This is a genomic window from Photobacterium minamisatsumaniensis (assembly GCF_050336695.1).
GTDB lineage: Bacteria > Pseudomonadota > Gammaproteobacteria > Enterobacterales > Vibrionaceae > Photobacterium > Photobacterium minamisatsumaniensis.
In genome coordinates, this window is record NZ_JAKJSI010000019.1 from 74,845 (window position 1) to 94,218 (window position 19,374).

Annotated in this window: 16 protein-coding genes and 2 pseudogenes; 1 reads left to right on the top strand and 17 read right to left on the bottom strand. The window is 43.3% G+C overall.

Going from position 1 to position 19,374, the window contains the following annotated elements:
• Positions 1-37: 37 nt before the first annotated feature.
• The 8 genes and pseudogenes from L4D78_RS10455 to L4D78_RS10490 form a co-directional block, all read right to left on the bottom strand.
• The gene (locus tag L4D78_RS10455; RefSeq protein WP_428466863.1) at positions 38-967 is read right to left on the bottom strand and encodes a LysR family transcriptional regulator; all 930 of its coding nucleotides are present in this window, start codon (positions 965-967) and stop codon (positions 38-40) included.
• A 141-nt stretch (positions 968-1,108) separates the two neighbouring features.
• Positions 1,109-2,419 carry a BatD family protein gene (locus L4D78_RS10460; RefSeq protein ID WP_428466864.1) on the bottom strand — a complete coding sequence of 437 codons (1,311 nt, stop codon included), beginning with the start codon at positions 2,417-2,419 and terminating at the stop codon, positions 1,109-1,111.
• Entirely contained in the window at positions 2,412-4,112 is a 1,701-nt protein-coding gene (locus L4D78_RS10465) for a VWA domain-containing protein (protein ID WP_428466865.1), read from the bottom strand. The genes L4D78_RS10460 and L4D78_RS10465 overlap by 8 nt, the downstream gene beginning before the upstream one ends.
• The gene (locus L4D78_RS10470; RefSeq protein ID WP_428466866.1) at positions 4,105-5,187 is read right to left on the bottom strand and encodes a vWA domain-containing protein; all 1,083 of its coding nucleotides are present in this window, start codon (positions 5,185-5,187) and stop codon (positions 4,105-4,107) included. Before L4D78_RS10470 ends, L4D78_RS10465 begins: the two co-directional genes overlap by 8 nt.
• Positions 5,180-5,686 (bottom strand): DUF4381 domain-containing protein, encoded by a 507-nt coding sequence (locus L4D78_RS10475; protein WP_428466867.1) that lies wholly within the window; start codon positions 5,684-5,686, stop codon positions 5,180-5,182. Before L4D78_RS10475 ends, L4D78_RS10470 begins: the two co-directional genes overlap by 8 nt.
• Entirely contained in the window at positions 5,683-6,747 is a 1,065-nt protein-coding gene (locus L4D78_RS10480) for a DUF58 domain-containing protein (protein WP_428466868.1), read from the bottom strand. Before L4D78_RS10480 ends, L4D78_RS10475 begins: the two co-directional genes overlap by 4 nt.
• Positions 6,748-6,755: 8 nt before the next feature.
• Positions 6,756-7,103, bottom strand: a pseudogene (locus tag L4D78_RS10485) (AAA family ATPase); the annotation flags it as partial.
• An 80-nt stretch (positions 7,104-7,183) separates the two neighbouring features.
• A pseudogene (locus tag L4D78_RS10490) lies at positions 7,184-7,763 on the bottom strand (AAA family ATPase); the annotation flags it as partial.
• Between the two features lie 439 nt (positions 7,764-8,202).
• Between L4D78_RS10490 and L4D78_RS10495 the strand changes: the two are divergent.
• Entirely contained in the window at positions 8,203-9,768 is a 1,566-nt protein-coding gene (locus L4D78_RS10495) for an arylsulfatase (protein WP_428466869.1), read from the top strand.
• 139 nt (positions 9,769-9,907) lie between these two features.
• Here L4D78_RS10495 and L4D78_RS10500 read toward each other — a convergent pair whose 3' ends face one another.
• The 9 genes from L4D78_RS10500 to L4D78_RS10540 form a co-directional block, all read right to left on the bottom strand.
• A complete protein-coding gene (locus L4D78_RS10500; protein ID WP_428466870.1) occupies positions 9,908-10,513 on the bottom strand; it encodes a LysE family translocator in 606 nt (201 codons plus the stop codon).
• 20 nt (positions 10,514-10,533) lie between these two features.
• Positions 10,534-11,364: a helix-turn-helix domain-containing protein gene (locus L4D78_RS10505; protein WP_428466871.1), complete on the bottom strand. Its 831-nt coding sequence runs from the start codon at positions 11,362-11,364 to the stop codon at positions 10,534-10,536.
• Positions 11,365-11,603: 239 nt separating this feature from the next.
• The gene (locus tag L4D78_RS10510; RefSeq protein WP_428466931.1) at positions 11,604-12,833 is read right to left on the bottom strand and encodes a patatin-like phospholipase family protein; all 1,230 of its coding nucleotides are present in this window, start codon (positions 12,831-12,833) and stop codon (positions 11,604-11,606) included.
• Between the two features lie 291 nt (positions 12,834-13,124).
• Positions 13,125-13,835: an HAD family hydrolase gene (locus L4D78_RS10515; protein WP_428466872.1), complete on the bottom strand. Its 711-nt coding sequence runs from the start codon at positions 13,833-13,835 to the stop codon at positions 13,125-13,127.
• 222 nt (positions 13,836-14,057) lie between these two features.
• A complete protein-coding gene (locus L4D78_RS10520) occupies positions 14,058-15,422 on the bottom strand; it encodes a TrkH family potassium uptake protein (RefSeq protein WP_428466873.1) in 1,365 nt (454 codons plus the stop codon).
• A 1-nt stretch (position 15,423) separates the two neighbouring features.
• On the bottom strand, positions 15,424-16,077 hold the full coding sequence (locus L4D78_RS10525; protein ID WP_428466874.1) for a potassium channel family protein: 654 nt from the start codon (positions 16,075-16,077) through the stop codon (positions 15,424-15,426).
• A 72-nt stretch (positions 16,078-16,149) separates the two neighbouring features.
• Entirely contained in the window at positions 16,150-16,848 is a 699-nt protein-coding gene (locus L4D78_RS10530) for a response regulator transcription factor (protein ID WP_428466875.1), read from the bottom strand.
• A gap of 11 nt (positions 16,849-16,859) precedes the next feature.
• The gene (locus tag L4D78_RS10535; protein ID WP_428466932.1) at positions 16,860-17,879 is read right to left on the bottom strand and encodes a sensor histidine kinase; all 1,020 of its coding nucleotides are present in this window, start codon (positions 17,877-17,879) and stop codon (positions 16,860-16,862) included.
• Between the two features lie 156 nt (positions 17,880-18,035).
• Entirely contained in the window at positions 18,036-19,313 is a 1,278-nt protein-coding gene (locus L4D78_RS10540) for a YeeE/YedE family protein (RefSeq protein ID WP_428466876.1), read from the bottom strand.
• Positions 19,314-19,374: the final 61 nt, after the last annotated feature.

Here is a 19,374-nt window from a genome sequence, read left to right on the forward strand (position 1 = left end):
AAGATAACATCACTAAATACATTTTTAAAACAATTGCTTATCCAAACCTGAAATTGCTATCTGTTGAGTTTAAATCTTTCGCCACTTTTTGAATCAGTTGCCTCAGCCAGCGATGGCTACTTTCCGAGGATCGGCTTGGGTGCCAAATAGTACATAGGTCTTGAACCGTTTGGCCGGAAGGTAATTCAAGAGATTTAATGCCGTATTTATCCGCGAACTCTGACAATGTTGATTGAGGTAAAATACCGATCATCTCAGAGCTTCCCACAATAGGGAGCATTTCAACAGCACCCGCAGCACGCACCACAATGTTACGATTGTCTAACCACGGAATGTCTTCAGAATTTAATAAGCTTCGGCGGCTGTGCCAACGCGCTACAACAACATGATCTTCAGCTAAAAACTCATCCACTGTTATCGTGTCACCAATACGAGGGTGATCTTTACTGCACACCACTTTGAGCGGCTCAGAATAAATCACTTCTGTTTTAAGCAGTGTTCTACCACGAGGGGCCATATCAATGATTAAATCGTATCGCTGCAAACGCAGGTCTGCTTCCATGTCTTCAGTAAACAAAGGGTGAATTTCAAGCGCTACATTTGGCGCTTCTTTTCGAAGTAAAACGATTAATGCAGGTATAAGTAAATAGCTCGCCACTGAGACGCAAGCGATTGAAAAAATACGGGTCGACGTTTTAGGATCAAACTCGCGTGAGGCTGATAATGTTGAACTGAAGTTTTTCAAAGCTGCTGACATCGCGGGGTATATATCACGTGCAAACGTTGTTGGCTCGACCCCTGCAGTGTTGCGATGAAATAGTGGATCGTCGTAAATTTCTCTCAACCGTTTTAATGCCTTGCTTACTGCAGGCTGGCTGATGTCCATTCGAGCAGCAGCCCGAGACAAGTTCTGCTCTTCAAAAATGGCGACAAAAATAGGAATTAAATTCAGCTCTGTGCTTTTCATACTTCTCGCTAATCACTGAAAGCCCATCAAATTACAAAAACTTGATGAGCTTGTGTTATATAACTCTAGTGTAAAAACTCGCCCTTCATAGGGCGAACTCTATCGCTTGCTTATCGAACGCTTTTTCTCGGCAACCGATCTTCAGGCCAATTTGTCCAATGGCAAAGCCCTTGGTATGAGGTGCCGTTTTTTAAACGGCCTCTTCAACTGAAACCAGATAGAGATAAGCATAAACCGTGAAGGTGGGTTTAGCTGTACAGCACGACTTTTTTTCTGCCAATGTGATTCAGAGCAATAACGACTGAGCTCAAGTTGATTTGCCAAGTATCTCTGTTTTCGGTACACCAATACCCTTGCTGTGGCCCACTGTTTATTTTTCAAAGCACGAACAAACTGTAGCCATAAAGGCAGCGGCCTGTTGGTATAAAAACGTCGTATTTCTCTTGCGCCGAAGCCGCAGCCAAGAAGCCCCACCATCACCATAAATAATACAGTACCGTATTGGGTAAGCATTGATCGAAAGGTGTGTTTGACTGAAAATGTTCTGCCTTCTACTTGTAATACTTCTAATTGTTTTGTTTTCGTATTCCACCAATACATCGCAATAGGTGACAATGTAACCTCACCACCACTTTGAATAACGTAAGTGACTTCCTCTTCTCGGCTTGAGATATATTTCCCCCGCACCTGAGAATCTATGAGGACATCGGGCTGAGCGTAACTTTGTACATCCCCCAGTGTCGGCGCTATCAGCGGAGGAATTAAAACCGACAATGTATCAGTGCCCTCAACCTTCACCTTTCGTGTTACGACATCCCCAACTTTTAATACTGTTTGTGACACATCTTGCACACCACGACTATCTGTACCTCGCATGACCGTCCAATCTTGCTGTACAGATACATCGCTAGCTGCCAACCAACTCACCTCGTCGCTTAACATTACAGACGGTAAATTCACCATAAAGCTTAATGGCTCAGTATATAAAGTAGCCCTGACATTATTACCACCAGGAGCCGATACCTGAGCACCAACCGCTATTGGAGGTAGCCGGTATTGACCCGAAGCTTGTGGGTAGAGTGTTATTTCCCAGTGCTGTATAGACCAAGTTTGGCCATTGCGTCGCTCTGTATAGTTTGTGGCCAATGTATTGCGCTGCTTAACGATAACATCGGGCATTTCAATGCTACCGATACGTGTTCCTCCGGTTAACCAGCGGGGAGTCGACACCTCAATATTTAAAATGATTTGCTCATTTATCGCATAGGTTTGAAGTCCCTCTTTTGCACTGTCACCAAGCCACGCCTTAACTTCAATCAACCCATTTTTATCTTGAGTTGATAACGACGATTCGTTCACCTCCGTGGCCAGCACTGTTTGCCCGCAAAACACTCCAATTGAGACAATGCATAGCAACAACAAACGTTTAATACGCACCATGGTATTATTCATTATGCTCTCCTGCATTAGCTGTTACTGGTTGCGATACTCGATCTAATAGCTGCAATTGGAATTTTGCACGTAAGAAATACTTTGGATCAGCTTCAACACGTCTTAGCCATTTATCGGCAAGCTCTTCACTGCCTAAGATTTCATTCGCATTCAATGTCTCACGTACCATCATCGATGCGCTCACCTCTTCATCGGCGCCATCTGCGGTTCTTGGTCTATCCCCTAATTCAAAAGACTCTTCAGGACCATCAGTTGTACCTGACTGACTTTCACTTACGCGGTTAATTTCGTCGACTATTCCTTGCAGTACCTGATAATTTTGCTCGGAGTGCTGTCTGATCTCATCAGATTGCGCATTTTGAGATAAATCCTGGTAAACATCTCTGGCTGCCAAGTACTCACGTTGCCGTGCCAGAGCATTTGCCGCATTAAAAAAGCCAAGCTCACTGCCGACTTGAAGAAAGGCTGTATGGGCGAGCTTATATTCGGCGGCATAGTAATAAGCAACGCCTTTATATAACGGGTCAGAATAATGTTGTGCTGCTTTCAAATAATTCTGCTGATTGAAATAATATTGCCCCTGTTGGTCTGCTGTTAGCCACAAATTCATCCACCATTGCTCAGCCCGATCGTAAAAGGTGATCTTCTCTGGCTCAGCGCTTTGAACCGCGGTCACATGAACAGTTTCAGCCATAACTGACGGCGTATACATAGTCGGTAATATGACCGCTGCAACCAAACACCATTGCACGAGCCAGCCTCTACGAAACCAAAGCAACAGAATAATGAGGATTGGCAGCAACAAGTAATACCCCATATCTTTCCATGGCATTGCCGATTCATTATTGAGTTGCATATGGCGTTCAACGTAACGGTTCAAAGTATCGACATCGCTATTGTCGATACTAACTTGCACCAGCTTACCGCCGGTTTTATTAGACAATGTTTGTAATGCTTTTAGATCTAAAGGGCTTGAGCTGTTCACGCCTGAATTTCCAACCGCAAGAATAAGTAACTGGTGGTGACTATTGGAAAAGTACTGTTCAAATGCATTAATCGTCGCTGGATTTGCGCCATCAGTAATCAGTAATACAGAGCCAGCTTGGTCAGTTGTTAACTGGGATGAGATTAGCGGAAGTACTTTTTCTGCAGCCTTACCAGCAATGGGCATAATAGTCGGTTCAATCGCAGCTAAAAATGGCGTAAATACTGCGGTATCTTCTGTCGGCGGCATCGAGATATGTGCTGAGCCGCTAAAAACAGCTAGCCCCGTTTTACCGCCCTGCCGTAGCTGCAATAAATCACGGATTTTTTGCTTACCGCGTTCCAACCTATTCGGTGCTAAGTCAGTTGCCAGCATCGACTCACTGGCATCGAGCACAATCAACATCTCTGATTTATCTTCACCAAAAGGAGAGGCTTCTCGCTGCCATGTCGGGCCTGCACAAACAACAATCCCTAACGCCATCAATATTGTCAACGCTTTCAACGGTAACTGCCGCTTCCAACCTTTGTCTCCAATTGTTAGTACGTCACGTAGATGTTTGGGTAATATTTGTTGCCATTGAGCATCAGCCTCCTGCTTCCAGCGGAAACGTACTATCATGGCAAAAGGGAGCAACGCCAATAACCAAAAAGGACGGATGAAATGGAATGAATTCCACAGCTGCTGCCAAAAAAGAGAATCAAACATACTCTCCTCCTGATTGATTAATTTGTTTTCTCCGCTCAAAAACATTTCGCAGTGTCGCGATGACAAACGCCATTAAATACAAAGTGACGACAACAGCGACGAAGTAGTGGTGAACCGTTTGTTTTGGTCTGTAAGYTGTACTCTCATAGAGTGCAGGCTCAAGTTCACCAATAGTGATATAGGCTTGCTCTAATTCTGCTTGATTTAACGCTTCAAAAGATTGCCCTCCGGAAAGTGACGCGACGCGTTGAATCGTCTCCATATCGAGTGCTTGTTCACCGACTGTTGTGGGGTCACCCATCGCGACCATGTGGATCCTTACGCCCTTCGCGCCCGCAACTTTTGCTGCATCAATCGGCTCGACAAAACTACCAGTATCATTACCATCGGTCAGTACAATGACCACTTTTTCTCGGGGTGTATTACTGGAAGTCTTACTGAAAATACTACCTTCAGGTACTTGCTCAAACACTTTAATGGCTAAGCCAATTGCATCACCCAGATGGGTACTTTGCCCTGCCATCGCAACATCCGTTTGTTGAAGCAGCTCAAGCCATACTTGCTGATCGGCGGTAAAGGGCGTCTGTATAAATGCTGCATCACCAAATAAAATCAGTCCAAGCCTGTCACCCTCTCGGGTTTGGGCAAAATCTGTTAATACCTGCTTCGCTGCGCTTAAACGAGATATCCGTTGACCTTTTTGCTCGCCTTTGGTGGCAACAAAATCGCTTTCTGCCATCGAGCCAGATAAATCGACGACAACCATTACATCGCGACCAAGTTGCTCCCGGGTTTGAGGCTCGCCAAGTATCATTGGTTTTGCTAATGCCGCCACTAATAGCACCCATGACAAAACCAAGATGGCCCGTTGCCACCAGCGTGGGGCGAGTTGACTTGCACCAGCTGAAGGCACTGCATCAAGCACATCAACAATGGTGTTAAAAAATGGCACCTTAATGGCGTTTTTCTTCGTACGATAAGCCGGTATCAGCCAGTAAATGATGAAAGGGAGCGGTAACAGTAGAAAGCTATAAGGGTGTGCAACTTCAATCGATAAACCAAACAAGTTAACCATTCTCCCCCCTTGTACTAACCTGATGCTCTGCCAACCACATACGCGTATGACCGATTAAAATAACAAGCTCTGACTCGCTAAGTGACTGACGCGTTGTTAACGTCGACGCTAGCCATGCTTTACCTATGTCACTATTAAATTGAAAGTGGGTTGACGGATATAACTTATCGAGCTCATTCAGTAATGGTTCGCCAAATAAGCTCGCTTTTTTCGGATCGAGGTAGGTCATCACCTTTTTAAGCAGTGAAAATAACGCTCTTGCCGTTTGAGGTGGTGTCGTAGGATTCAGCGTGTTTAACGCTGATATTGCTTCTTGACGATAGCGGTTATTCCACCAATATTTGGCACGTCGATATAGCAAAACAAAGCACACTAACATAATGGCTGCAGCAAGGATTTTCCAACCGACCGTTTGCGGCCACCATACAACAGAGTCAGGTACAGAAACATCAACCATTTTACGCAATATATAAGTGCTCGGAGGTGTATGAATACTCATAATCCTCCCCCGACAGCACGCTTAAACTGTTCAATATGTTGACCTTGAGTATCTAACTCAATCATTGGTAAGCGCTGTATCGCCATCAGCTGGATCAATTGTTGTTTTTTCAGCAACTGGTGTTGCTGTAATCCGTGACTTGCGCGTTTTATTTGCTGTTTACTTTGTAAATTAAGCTGATATTCACCATCACCAATAACCCAGTGTATTAATTGATTAGGCTTCGTGTCGGTTTGAATTGGCTTAGCGACCTGAGTTTGATTAAGCACCTGAGCTTGATTGGCTACCTGAGCTTGAGCTTTTGTACGAGAGTTAGGTTTAATACTGAGTAATGAGCTTTCCAATGGATCTGAAATTAAAATACCCAACACATCATTGTGCCTCTGTAAGTGTTTTAAATGTCGGATATCGTCATCTGTTACACCAGACCAATCACTAAGAATAATAATGGTGGTATTTCGGCACTTTAATCGTCCTAGTAACGATGTAATGGATGACAAACTCACATCATCGCAGTCTCGACTTGCCACGTTTAGCTGCTGATTAGCATCGGCTAATTGGCTTAACTGAAATAACGTATCAGCTTGGGATCGTTTGGATTTACTCCAATGAACACCATTATGTCGGCAGATCACAAACCCGACCCGATCGCTATCTTTCAACACCCGCCACGCTGTTAACGCTGCAATTTCTGCGGCAACAACCGACTTCATGACAGATACCGACGAAAAGAACATACTGCTACGCTGATCGACACAAATGATGACACTTCGATCTTTTTCTTCTGTATAGCTACGTACATGCGGCTTACCCGTTCGCATCGTAACTTTCCAATCAAGGTTGCGAATATCATCACCACGCTGATAATGACGCAACTCTTCAAAATTAAGCCCTCGGCCACGAAAAGTAGAGCTGTGCCGACCCGACAGTGCAGTACCTGCTTTCAGCTGTGGCAATAAGCTAAAGCCGCCGACTTGATTCTGTAGCTTGACCAATCGTGAATAATCACTGTAAATCCGGCTATCTATCGGGCTTGTGCTCGCGTTAAGGAGACTAACCATATCACCACCTAACCAATAACTACGTGGTCGAGTAATTCATGAACAACATCTTGCCGTGTTACACCGTCAGCAAGAGCGTCGTAGCTCAGGGTAAAGCGATGACCTAGCACGCTCGGGGCAACAGCTCTGACGTCATCAGGATCAACATAGGTTTTACCTTGTAGCCAAGCATATGCTCGTGAACATTTATCCAATGCGATAGATGCACGAGGGCTCGAACCAACATCAATCCATCTGGCTAGCTGTGAATCTGAATAACGCTCTGGTTTTCTGGTCGCCATAACCAAACCAACAATATAATTTTCCACCAGCTCAGAGACTTCGACTGCTGGCAGCTCACGGCGGGCTGCCAATATTGCCGCGGGATCAATGGCAATAGGCTGAGCATGATCATTTGCATCAGTGGAGAGTGACTTGTTTGGTGATTGCTTTGGTGATTCTTCGGCACGCACTAAACGAATAATATCTAACTCGGCATCGTCCTCGGGGTAGTCGACTGTCACTTTCATAATGAAGCGATCCATTTGCGCTTCAGGTAATGGATACGTCCCCTCTTGCTCTATTGGGTTTTGCGTCGCCAATACCATGAACAACTCTGGTAATTCGTGGGTTTTATCGCCAACAGTGATCGTGCCTTCTGCCATCGCTTCGAGAAGCGCAGCCTGCACTTTGGCTGGTGCGCGGTTAATTTCATCAGCCAGAACAATGCTGTTGAAAATAGGTCCGGCTTGAAAATGCAGCTGGGGAGTGCCATCCGTGTCTTGGTAAATCTCGGTGCCTGTTACATCTGACGGAAGAAGATCCGGTGTAAACTGAATACGGCCAAAACTAGTATTGAGTGATGTCGCCAATGCTTTTACTGAGCGTGTTTTCGCGGTACCGGGTAACCCTTCAAGTAATACATGACTATTCGTTAACAAACCAATCACCAAAGAGCGGACAACATGTTGTTGACCAATTACCGACTTCTCAACTTGCTCAATAAGCGATGAAATCGCCTGCTGTGATACGTTCATATTGCCTCCAGAATACGGGGAACATTGATAGCAGGCATTTTATTCAATCACTTCATAACTATTGGTTATAGTGGCTATCCAGCTTCGAACCTCGACCTGTACTGATAAAAAAGGCCAGCTACGCTGACATACTCATTAAGTTGCAGTGGCTTCTGTACAGACATGTCTTCAATATTGACCTAGTTCACACTATCGGCAAACGAACATCTTTCACAACGAAAATAAGCACGCACAATTCTTATAAAACAAATAGTTAACATGCAGTTATAACGAATGGTTATAGTGACTATAAAGCGACATCACGCTTTCCTCGCATTAAATTTACAACCAACAAACGCCCTCGGTGTTTTATCCAAATTGTTAATTCGATCCTTGTGGCTTCAACAGCTTGTTCGATTTAACACTTTATTTATCATCAATTAGGTTGGATGCATTCTCTATGACGAATCATTTAAGCAAGGTAGCAGTAAGCGTCAGTTTATTAGCCACCACAGGTGCAGCAGTGGCTGCTGATCAACCCAACATACTGGCTATTTTTGGCGATGATGTGGGTTACTGGAATATCAGTGCCTATAACCAAGGCATGATGGGTTATGAAACCCCAAACATTGACCGCATTGCTAATGAAGGTGCATTGTTTACCGATCATTATGGTCAACAGTCTTGTACTGCTGGACGCGCAGCTTTCATCACTGGGCAAGAGCCATTTCGTACCGGCCTTCTAACAATCGGGATGCCTGGTTCAGATCATGGTATCCCTGATTGGGCGCCAACAATGGCAGACTTGTTAAAAGATCAAGGCTATATGACCGCTCAGTTTGGTAAGAACCACCTTGGTGATCAAGATAAACACCTGCCAACCAATCATGGTTTTGACGAATTTTTCGGTAACCTTTACCACCTGAATGCGGAAGAAGAGCCAGAGTCTTACTACTACCCGAAAGATCCTGAATTCCGTAAAACGTACGGTCCTCGTGGTGTTATCAAATCATATGCTGATGGCAAAATCGAAGATACAGGCCCAATGACCCGTAAGCGTATGGAGCATGCCGATGAAGAGTTCCTAGAAACTTCATTAGCCTTCATGGAAAAAGCCGTCAAAGCGGATAAGCCTTTCTTCATTTGGCACAACACGACACGCATGCACGTTTGGACTCGCCTACAAGAGAAGTACCAAGGTATATCAGGCGTCAGTATTTACGCTGATGGTATGATGGAACACGATGACCAAGTTGGTATTCTGCTTGATAAACTTGATGATTTAGGTGTCGCTGACAACACTATCGTTATCTACTCTACAGACAACGGTGCAGAAACAGTTACTTGGCCTGATGGCGGTGCAACCCCATTCTATGGCGAAAAAGGCACAACTTGGGAAGGCGGTATGCGCGTTCCTCAACTTGTCCGCTGGCCGGGTGTGATTGAACCGGGTTCTAAAATCAATGACATGATGGCTCACCAAGATTGGCTACCAACGCTTTTAGCCGCAGCTGGCGTTGATGATGTAAAAGAGAAGCTAGCCGAAGGCTATACCGCAAATGGCAAGGACTGGAAAGTTCACATTGACGGTTATAACTTCAAGCCATTTTTCGAGGGTAAAGCCGACGAAGGTCCACGAGACTCGCTAATGTACTTTAGTGCCAATGGTGAACTAAATGCAATTCGCTGGAACGACTGGAAACTGAACTTTGCTGTCATGGAAGGTAGTATCGTAGATGCTGTACGTTTCACTCCGAACTGGCCGCAAATTATACACTTACGTGCAGACCCATTTGAGAAAGCACCGCATGAGTCTGAAATGTACATGCGCTGGATGGCAGACAACATGTGGCTGTTTGTTCCGATTCAAGATGTGATTGCAGAGTTCTTTGAAACACTACCGGGCTACCCAATGCAAACAGGCACAATGTTAAACCCTGCAAGCATTAGCTCACAATCACTTGGGCTTCAAAATAAACTGAAGCAAATTGATGAACTGCAAAAGCAAGTTGATAGTATGAAGTAATAAAAAGTGCCTACTCGGTAACTTTTCAATACTTTGAAACTTGTTCTTTAAAGATAAAACCCACTTCGGTGGGTTTTTTATATCACATTAAAAACATTCAAACTAAGCGTGTTACAGTACAATGCGTAAATAACAGCTATCAATAGTAGATATTTAAATAAACATATTCATAGCCAATATTCAAAGCAACAGATATAAGTAACACCGACATAGCCCTATTGAATATTTTAAAATAAATGGGATTGTTCAACTTCTTTCCGATCACTCTCCCAACCAAGGAATAGCTTAATGGTGCGCCAAAGGCAAGAATAGATAAGGCCATCGACCAAAGAACAATACCGCTGCCTTGAATATTTTCAGCGGGGAATTGAATAGTCGCAATAGGTATGGTTGCAAGGAGTGCTTTTGGATTAAGCAATTGCATAAAAAAACCATCCCAAATTGATAAAACGCTACTGTCTTCCAATGAAGAGTTCACTCTTACATTCGCCTTCAATACTTTCCATGCGATATATATGATATAGCAACAACCTAGCAAGCTCATATAGGGAACAAACATTGGGTTTATAAATGTATTCCCTAGAAATCCAAGGGCCATAAATAAAATAAACATTGCACAGGCAATACCGGAAAAAAAGCCGACATGACCTCGCGTTTTACCACTTATCCCCGTGTGAATGCCTAGCAAGTTCACAGGCCCTGGCGTGTACATAACGCCAAATGCGTATGCAAGAATAGTTAACATATTAAAATCCAACGTCAGTATTATAAAGAAAGCTGTATTTGGAAACGCTTAGGTGTCATGCCATATATTCGCTTAAAATGACGATTCAGGTGGCTATTATCAGCAAAGCCAGCCTCGAAAACGGCTTGGTTTATTGATTGGCCAGATCCAATAACTTTACGAGCCAAATTGACACGGCAACTCAACACATATTGGTGCGGAGTAATGCCGAATTGCTGGCGGAACTGGCGGATAAAGTGGAACTTAGACATATTAGCAGCATTAGCAATATCATCGATTGAAAAATCATGCCCAAGGTTTGCCAATATATAGTCTCGTGCTCTTAAAAGTAACTTATCTGTTCGCTTGCTAAGTTGCGTCGTTATATCAAGAGTACCCGACATGGCAACCAATGATTGGGCTATCTGAAATAAGCCTGACTCAAATTCCACTTTAGAATAATTTGTTTTTTGGATAGTTGACGACAATCTGAGTATTTGATGCCGTAATATAGGGTTATCAACTATCGGTTGGTCTACTCTTAATATCGGATTACCTTGATATCCAAGCGCCCGAAATAAAGGGGTAAATTCATCGGGATGAACATATAGCATCGTATATTTTAATTCTTGATCACCACCAGAATGACCATCATGTACATCTTCAGGATTAAATAACAGCACACCTCCAGAGGGGCTTCGGTGATAAGCACGTTGGCAAAAGAAATCTTGCCGCCCTTGAAGAGTGACCCCCAAGGAATATTCCTCATGAGCATGCTTAGAGTATGAGAAATCGTTCATCGTTACATCCAGCAAGCTCACGTTTTCGCATTCACCGCTATTGATAAATTGAAATCGATTCTCTTTACTCATGGAGTTACCCTTACGACTCTTAATCATCTTATTCTTTCAGCCAGTATAAAGAGGCGATAATCAAAAATCTTGAACAATGTTGCTCAAATGGAGGCTGCACAACTTAAGATGAAATCTACTCCCCTCACGTTCAATCAACTGAGGTTAAACGCGACTACGGTATTGAGTGCCGCGATACAATCGTAAGCAAACAAAATATCACCTCTGCACGTTACAAGAAAAGCGCTGAGCTAGTGACCTCACTCGCCAATGCTCGGTGGGATATCTACCCAAAGTTCGCCATCCAACGTTTTCTGATAACCATATTGATATAACGACTGCATGTACCTAAGGTACTCTGACTCCGGTACCTTTCGCTCGAAGTCTTCATCAATATACGCAAGCATAAAGTTCAGCTGATGTTCCGCCGCATGATGGTAAATATATTCTACATCTCCCACACCTTGATTTCGGATAAGTGTGGATATAGCGCTAGAGGATATGTCAGCAAGATCATTTTCAACATTTCTAAAGCGAGGTTTCAGCTCTCCGTTTCGAATCAGATAAATGGTTCGTTCTCGAGGTGTATACTCCAACTGATGGCGCAACCATTGCGGAATTAAAAACACCTGTCGCGAAACGCCACCGTCGACATGTAATTCATCGTATCGCTCTACCCCATCTTCTATCTGGATAAGTTTCGCGGGGAATGCCCCAGGGATTGAACTACTCGCGATAATCACATCCTGAATCAACGCCTTTGCCTCGTGGGTTCCAACTTTGGCAATATTACCTATATCCCATATTGCCATTTTTTCATTATCAAGGTTCGTAGTTCCAATAAGGAGTATCCTCCCTCTTTCCCTTTCCTTGGCAAGATCGCGTAACATTTGGTCATTGATAACACTGCGTACCTTTCCCTCGAACCCAGCTGTATCTACGAGCGAGTTTTGAGAGATAGTCCGAAAAATCGAGTTTCGTCGAAACATTTCCTCTGGTGGGGTTTCAGTATAGTAATAGCGCAACTCAGCGTCATACTCATGACCAAGATAAGCAAACACCGAAACCAAAGCCCCAGTTGATACCCCACTGACTATATCAAATTCAGGACGATCACCACGCTCAGTCCAAGCATTAAGAATTCCGGCAGAAAGTGCACCATTAATCCCACCACCAGATAGTGCAAGATGGTTTATTGGTTCTCCCTCTTGCTTATTAGCGAGCAACAAATCAAACTCATCATTAATATAATAATTGCTGGTATGGCCGGGAAAAGCATCCCAAAATCTTAGCTGAGGAGTACCCAAAGGATTTAGGAATTCCGAATCTGGCGAGGAATTCCTAGCGGCAGGCGACGCACATGCAGTAAGCAAAAAGATAGCAGGTACAATAAATATGCGCCCAATATTGAACTCACCTCTCGTCGTGTCTCCATTACCTTTATAATCTAATATTTCAAACATTCTAGCTGCTCTACGATTGTCGGTCATTTTTGACACTCATATTCCCGAATCAATTCCGTAGCTGATTTCTATACTCACACCACGCTTCATAAACCATTGTTATGCGTAATTTAAGTAACTAGGCAAAGCTTCGATAATAAATAATATCATCCATATCTAATACAATTTAAAAGTACAATTCGCTAGCTTGACCAAGCCTGTATGGCCGAAAGTTCATTGATCCATTTTTGTTCGAAGTTATGTCGAGAAGAATATCCAACTAGGCAGTAAAATAAAAAGTAGTCATCATTCGTGAATGATGACTTTACCGATGCCTGATTATAAAAACTGCTCACAAATGGTAGTAAGTTCGCATGGAGACCGAATGATAAAGTCAGGCTTCACCTCCCAACTTTCAGGCGCTGCACCACTGTAAGCCACTGCGACAGAAATGACGGTAGACTTTTGACCTAATGAAAATTGCAGGTTTCGAGCAAATTGTACGTCGGCTTCATGGTCACCAACATACATAATGGTCTTATTTTCAGGGCTATCAAACAATTGGTCGAGGCATTTTAACCCACCCTCCGGTGATGGTTTCTGGCCATGTTGCGACACATCGTCATAACCTATTACAGCTTTAAAATAGGCATCAACCTGAGCTTCAGATAAGACATTTAATATATTCTTTGAAGAGTTTTGAGAGCAGATCCCATGAGCGACAGAAGATAAACTGCGTACCGCGTCATCCACTCCAGTAAACAGTTTTACGGAGGTGGTATTGCTTAACTGGTGTTCAGCCCATAACGATCCTGCCGCCAACATTTCAGCTTCGGTCATGCCATAGTAATTAACATAGAGATCTTGCCAGTTTTTCGCAGCATGATTTGCTTCATGGTACGCCGTCTCACACTGTAGGCATTGAGGAAGGTTATCCCCTGTTAAATTGGGGGCTACAATGGATAAAATGCTCTTTGTAATATCTATGTTTTTAGGGACCGAATTGACTATTGTTCCGTCATAATCCCATAGGATAGCATCTAATYTCATTATTCTTATCATCCTTATATAGCTTGGTAGCACCGACAATATATATAATTTTTAACGTCAAATCCCACTAAACTCGTCCACATATGGAAACAATGCGTTGACTGCTTTAGCGATACAAAGAACATTAAGAGCGCCATGAAGTTGATTTTAAAACGACCGTTGATTACCGAAGTAAGGTAGGCTCTATTGCAGTAGCAGAGATTGGTTGAAAAACGATAGCACTTAACCGACCGCCAATTTTGTTTCTGCGTAGCGTAGCTTTTTACTTCTTGGGCTTGCCAAAAAGTACGCCAGTGTCAACGGCCCCAACCTGCCGATAAACATCAGAAGTATGATAATGAACTCGCCAGATGTTGAAAGGCTGCTTGTTAGCCCGCGAGATAACCCCACAGTTCCGAGCGCCGATACCGCCTCAAACACAATATCGATCATTGGGGCATTTTCACTCAGCAATAAAGCAAAAATAGCCATCCATGTCACTCCCACCGATATCATAGTGAGCGCGACGGCCTTACTTATAGTCTCTTTTGCGATTTCACGTTTAAATACATAAACTTGTTCATCACGCCTCAAATAGCCATAAGTAGATAAGATTAGTACCATTAAAGTGACCACTTTTATACCACTTGCAGTACTTAATGAACCACCACCAATAAACATCAGTACCAACATAATCGAAGTCGTAGCATCTTCGAGTTGGTCTATAGCTAACGTATTAAACCCTGCAGTTCTAGGCGTTACAGCCTGAAACCAAGAAGCAAGCCACTTCCCTGTTTCGCTCAATGGCGCTAATGTATTGGGGTTATCATATTCAATCAGGTAAATGGCAATAAGTGCCAGCGCATTAATGATAACCGTACCGATAATCATCATTCGGCTGTACACCGTTAGTTTTGACCAACAACGGTGGCGTTTCAAATCCAACCAAACAGAGAACCCCAGGCCACCGACAATAAAGAGCCCTGTAATGGTCAGGTTAATAACAGGGTCATCGACATAAGGCATTAAGCTATCCGCACTCAATGCGAATCCAGCATTATTGAATGCACTAATAGTGTAAAAGAAACCATGAAATAAGCTGGTTTGCCAGCCTAACTCTGCACTCCAATAAGTGCTCAAGATAGCCACTCCAACCAGTTCAACAACCAGCGCAAACACAAGTACCGATTTAGCCGTCGCAACTAAAGTTGAAGAGTCTGTCTGATTGAACGCTTCTTTAGCGACAATACGCTCCAGAAAACCGATTTTACCACCAAGGGTAATCAAGGTCACAATGGCAAAAGTCATCAAACCCAGCCCACCAAACTGAATCAGTAAGGCGATGACTGTCTGGCCAAACAGGGTAAATTGCGTCCCAGTATCAACCACAGCTAACCCTGTCACGGTAATAGCAGAAGTAGCCGTAAATAAACTCTGAATCCAACTAATGGGTTCATGGGTTGCTATCGGTAATTTTAGTAATGCAGTTCCTAACAAAATCAAGAATAGAAAACTACCACTTAAAATAAGTGGGGGGGCTGCGAGTATCTTCTTACCAGCTTTAGGCTTACGTTCAACCGGTGATACAGAAGGATGCCACAACACCATGCTACACCAACCTTGGCGCTAAAGATTTGAGTTCAACCTGCGTACCACAAAGCAAAACTATATCGTTGGCTTTAAGTACAAAGCTCTCTTTAATATCGGTTAATACAAGTTGTTCACGCTTGACCATTACAGTTTTCACGCGACTTTTTGCATCACCCAGCACCTGCAATAGAAGCGCTTCATGTAAAGCTGGTTTTATGTGAATCTCGACAACGTAAAGGCCATGCCCAATAGAGAGGTAATTATTGACCATTGGGTAATTTAGCGCTTGTGCTACACGGACCCCCATCTCCTCTTCAGGGTGAATAATTCGCTGGACTCCGAGCTTAGACACAATCGTATGATGAGCCTTAGTACTGGCTTTCACCCATATTTCTTTCACCCCCACGTTTTTTAAAGCCAATGTACATAGCAGGCTGGACTGCATATCTTCGCCAATAGCAACTAAAACAGCGTCACTATTAGCTAAATCTAGATCCCTTAGCCCACTCTCATCGGTTGAATCACAAATAACTGCTTGGGTAAGATCTTCAACGTATTTCTCCACAAGTTTCGGGTTTATATCTACCCCTGTCACTGTATGTCCAAGAGTAATTAACTCTAGGCTTGCCGCTACACCAAATCGCCCCAAACCAATCACAGTAAAATGTGCCATAACATAGCCTTTATTATTTTTTAAAATATGGGAATAACATCGTCGGGGCAGTCCAAAATCTGATCGAGAGTATTAAACACGGTCCACACCTGATGACACCAAGCGATAACCTAAACCCGATTCCGTCTTAATTACCTGCTGTTCATCGGCACTGTCATTGAGTTTTTTACGTAATTGACTCACAAGGATGCGCAAGTAATGGGTATCCTCAATATGGCTTTTACCCCAAATTTTCTCGAGTAACTCTGTTTGTTTAACGAGTCGCCCAGCATTACTGATTAGCATATCAATGAACGCAAACTCTTTTTTTGTGAGCATGATTTCAGTTTCACCGAGCCAAGTTTGGTTGGTGCTTTTTCTTACGGTTAATTCTCCAAAACATTGAGTATCTAGTTGCTCAATTTCATCCACTAAATCACGAACTAATACTTTAATTCGAACGATCAATTCTCGAATACCAAAAGGTTTACTTAAATAGTCATTAGCCCCTGCCTCTAATAGGCGAATTTTCTCATCTTCTTTATCACGTGCCGTTAAAATAAGTACGGGGGTTTTGGCAGATTGGCGTATCGTTTGAAGCAAACTTATACCATCGCCGTCTGGTAAACCAAGGTCTAATACAATGACATGAGGAGCATGTTCATCAATTTTCTGTTTAGCCGTACAAATAGTATCGGCACCAATATACTCAAACCCCTCAGCGGCCAGTGATATTCGAATAAAGGTGTGAATTTGTGGTTCGTCGTCCACAACCAGAATTTTATAGTTCATAGTGAATATCCTTAATTACTGGAAGGTAAGCAAATGCGTATCTGACAACCTTGAGGCACAACAATACATTCAATCGTACCGTGGTGAGCGTTGATCACACCTTTAGCAACAGCAAGCCCAAGCCCTGAACCAGAGTCGGTTGTTTTCGTTTCCTCTCCTGTATAGAAAAGATCAAAGATACGCTCTGCTTCCCTATCAGTCAGCGATTTCCCCTTATTAAGGATATCAATAACAACAGTATGTGTTTGCTGGAACACAGCCACAGTCACGGGCTCTTCATTAGATGAATAACGTAGTGCGTTATCCAATATATTGAACAATGCTTGCTCAATTAACGAACTGCTGACTGTAACAAGACCAATAGCGCCATCAACACCGACGATAATCCGTTCTGGGGGCAAGGAAAAACGAGCAATGGTGTTATTTAATATATGGATAAGCGATTCTTGGTTTTTTCTAACCACCATCGCACCGTGCTGCAATTTTGTCGCCTGTAGTAGGTTTTCAATATATTGATGTAAGCGATGGCTCTCTGTTGTCGCACTATCAAGTAGCTCATGTTTCTCAGCCTCACTCAGTTGAGGCATATACTCTTTCAGAGTAGTTAAATTACCGATAATACCAGCAAGAGGTGTTCGTAAATCATGAGATACCGAGAGTAAAATTTGATTGCGTAATTTGGCCTGTTTAAGCTCACCTTGCTGACGTCGATAACGCTCGGCCAATTGACTGGTCGTGAAGGCCACAATAATAAACACAACCAGATTGATGATATCGTCCAGATGGAACATCTGTAGAGAGTAGCGTGGTGTCGTAAACAGAAAATTGAAGCTCAACGCTTCTATCACAGCCGCAATATATGCGATAGGAGAATGGCATTGGAGCGCAATCACTACAATAGAGAGTTGGAGTATGAGTAAAACCGCAATGGTAGACCCCAACCATCGTTCAATACCCAAAGACACTAAAAGCGCAGCAGCAAAAACAGTTAAGGAAACAAAATAGCGATTCTGATGCCAATACGTTGTCATAAGGAAAAAGCCAGAAGAAATAACAGAGAGTGGCACTCTACCAAATACCACTCCCACCTTCGCGTAAAAAAAGCGTAAAAACGACTTCTTAAGTATTAACTAGAAAGAGTAACCTACCAGCCTATTTATTCGTTTTTTATGTTTACAACGGTAGTATTAAGGTGTGCTTGGCGCACTTTTGAACTGGCATGCCGGAGCTGCAGCAATCAACTTTACCTTTCTGGCAAACTGATTACCCATAATGCCACCAGCAACAATGGTCGCGAAGAATATCCAGCCAGACAGCGAGAAATTTGCAATCGGGGTATACAAGGCACCAACATTACAACCATTCGCAAAACGTGTACCCAACCCCATTAGTACACCGCCCAATGCAAACAGTAAGTACTGCTTGAATGAGTAACGCGCTTTACATGGCGAGCTAAACTTTCCTATCCATAACACTGCTATCAGTGTGCCTAGCAAAATGCCGGCATTTTGTACTGATACACCGTGTTCAAAAAATGGCGTTGTAAACACTTGTTGAGGGCGGCCTGTAAAGTCAGTGATAGTTTCAATTCCGACACCAAAAGTAAGCAGCAGCTTACCAAACCAAAAACCAAATGGTGATGAAGCGCCCCAGCCAGATGATGTTGTCGCCATCATCACACCAAATATTACAGCAATGACTAAAGCAGCAGTGTTCATGCTCCATAATGAACGAAGCCAAGAAAAGCGCTCAACATCACGCTCACCTAATTGGCTTGGTTCACGGTTATGCTCAGCATCGACGCCCAAATATGTCCCATCTTGCTTTCGCTTATTCTCATACTTTTTAGCAAGCTTGATAGTTATAGCGGCAAAAGCAATAGTGACCAAAATCGACATCAAATAACCGTTCAATGGCCCCCATGCAAACAAGTCTGGTAAAAATACACCCTGCCCTTCGTAGCTCACAGTAGAGAAAAGCGTTTCCGTCACTAGCGGCGAGCTAGATTGAATTGGAAAACCAATAAACACACCAAAACCAAATGCGACTAAGGTTGTTAAAGCACGTGGCACATCGCTTACCATTTCAACCATTACACCGGATGCGCAGCAACTAGATAATGTCATACCAAAGCCGAACATTAAGCCACCGACGATTAAGCCAATGTTAATCGGGTTAACCCACAAATTGTAGGTACCCGGATCTGAACCATATAATAGCCCAGCATTGATAATGGCTGTCGCAACAAAAAGAAGCATGAGGGTCTGAAGTAACTGGGTCGATCCCCTTCTATATGCCCTATTAATGCTTCCGGCAAAGCCAATCGCCCCTTTTGTTAAAGCAATGCCTAACGCTAAGCCCAGCAGAAGCCGTAAGTACACGCCTTGCTCTAAAACAAAAGCACCAAATATTGAAATGGCCAGCGCCAAAGTTATACCCATATGGAGTTGACGTATTCCCGTCATTAAATCGTCCTTGATTATATTTTTAATTTGAAGGCTTGCTATTCTAGTGACAATCTAACGT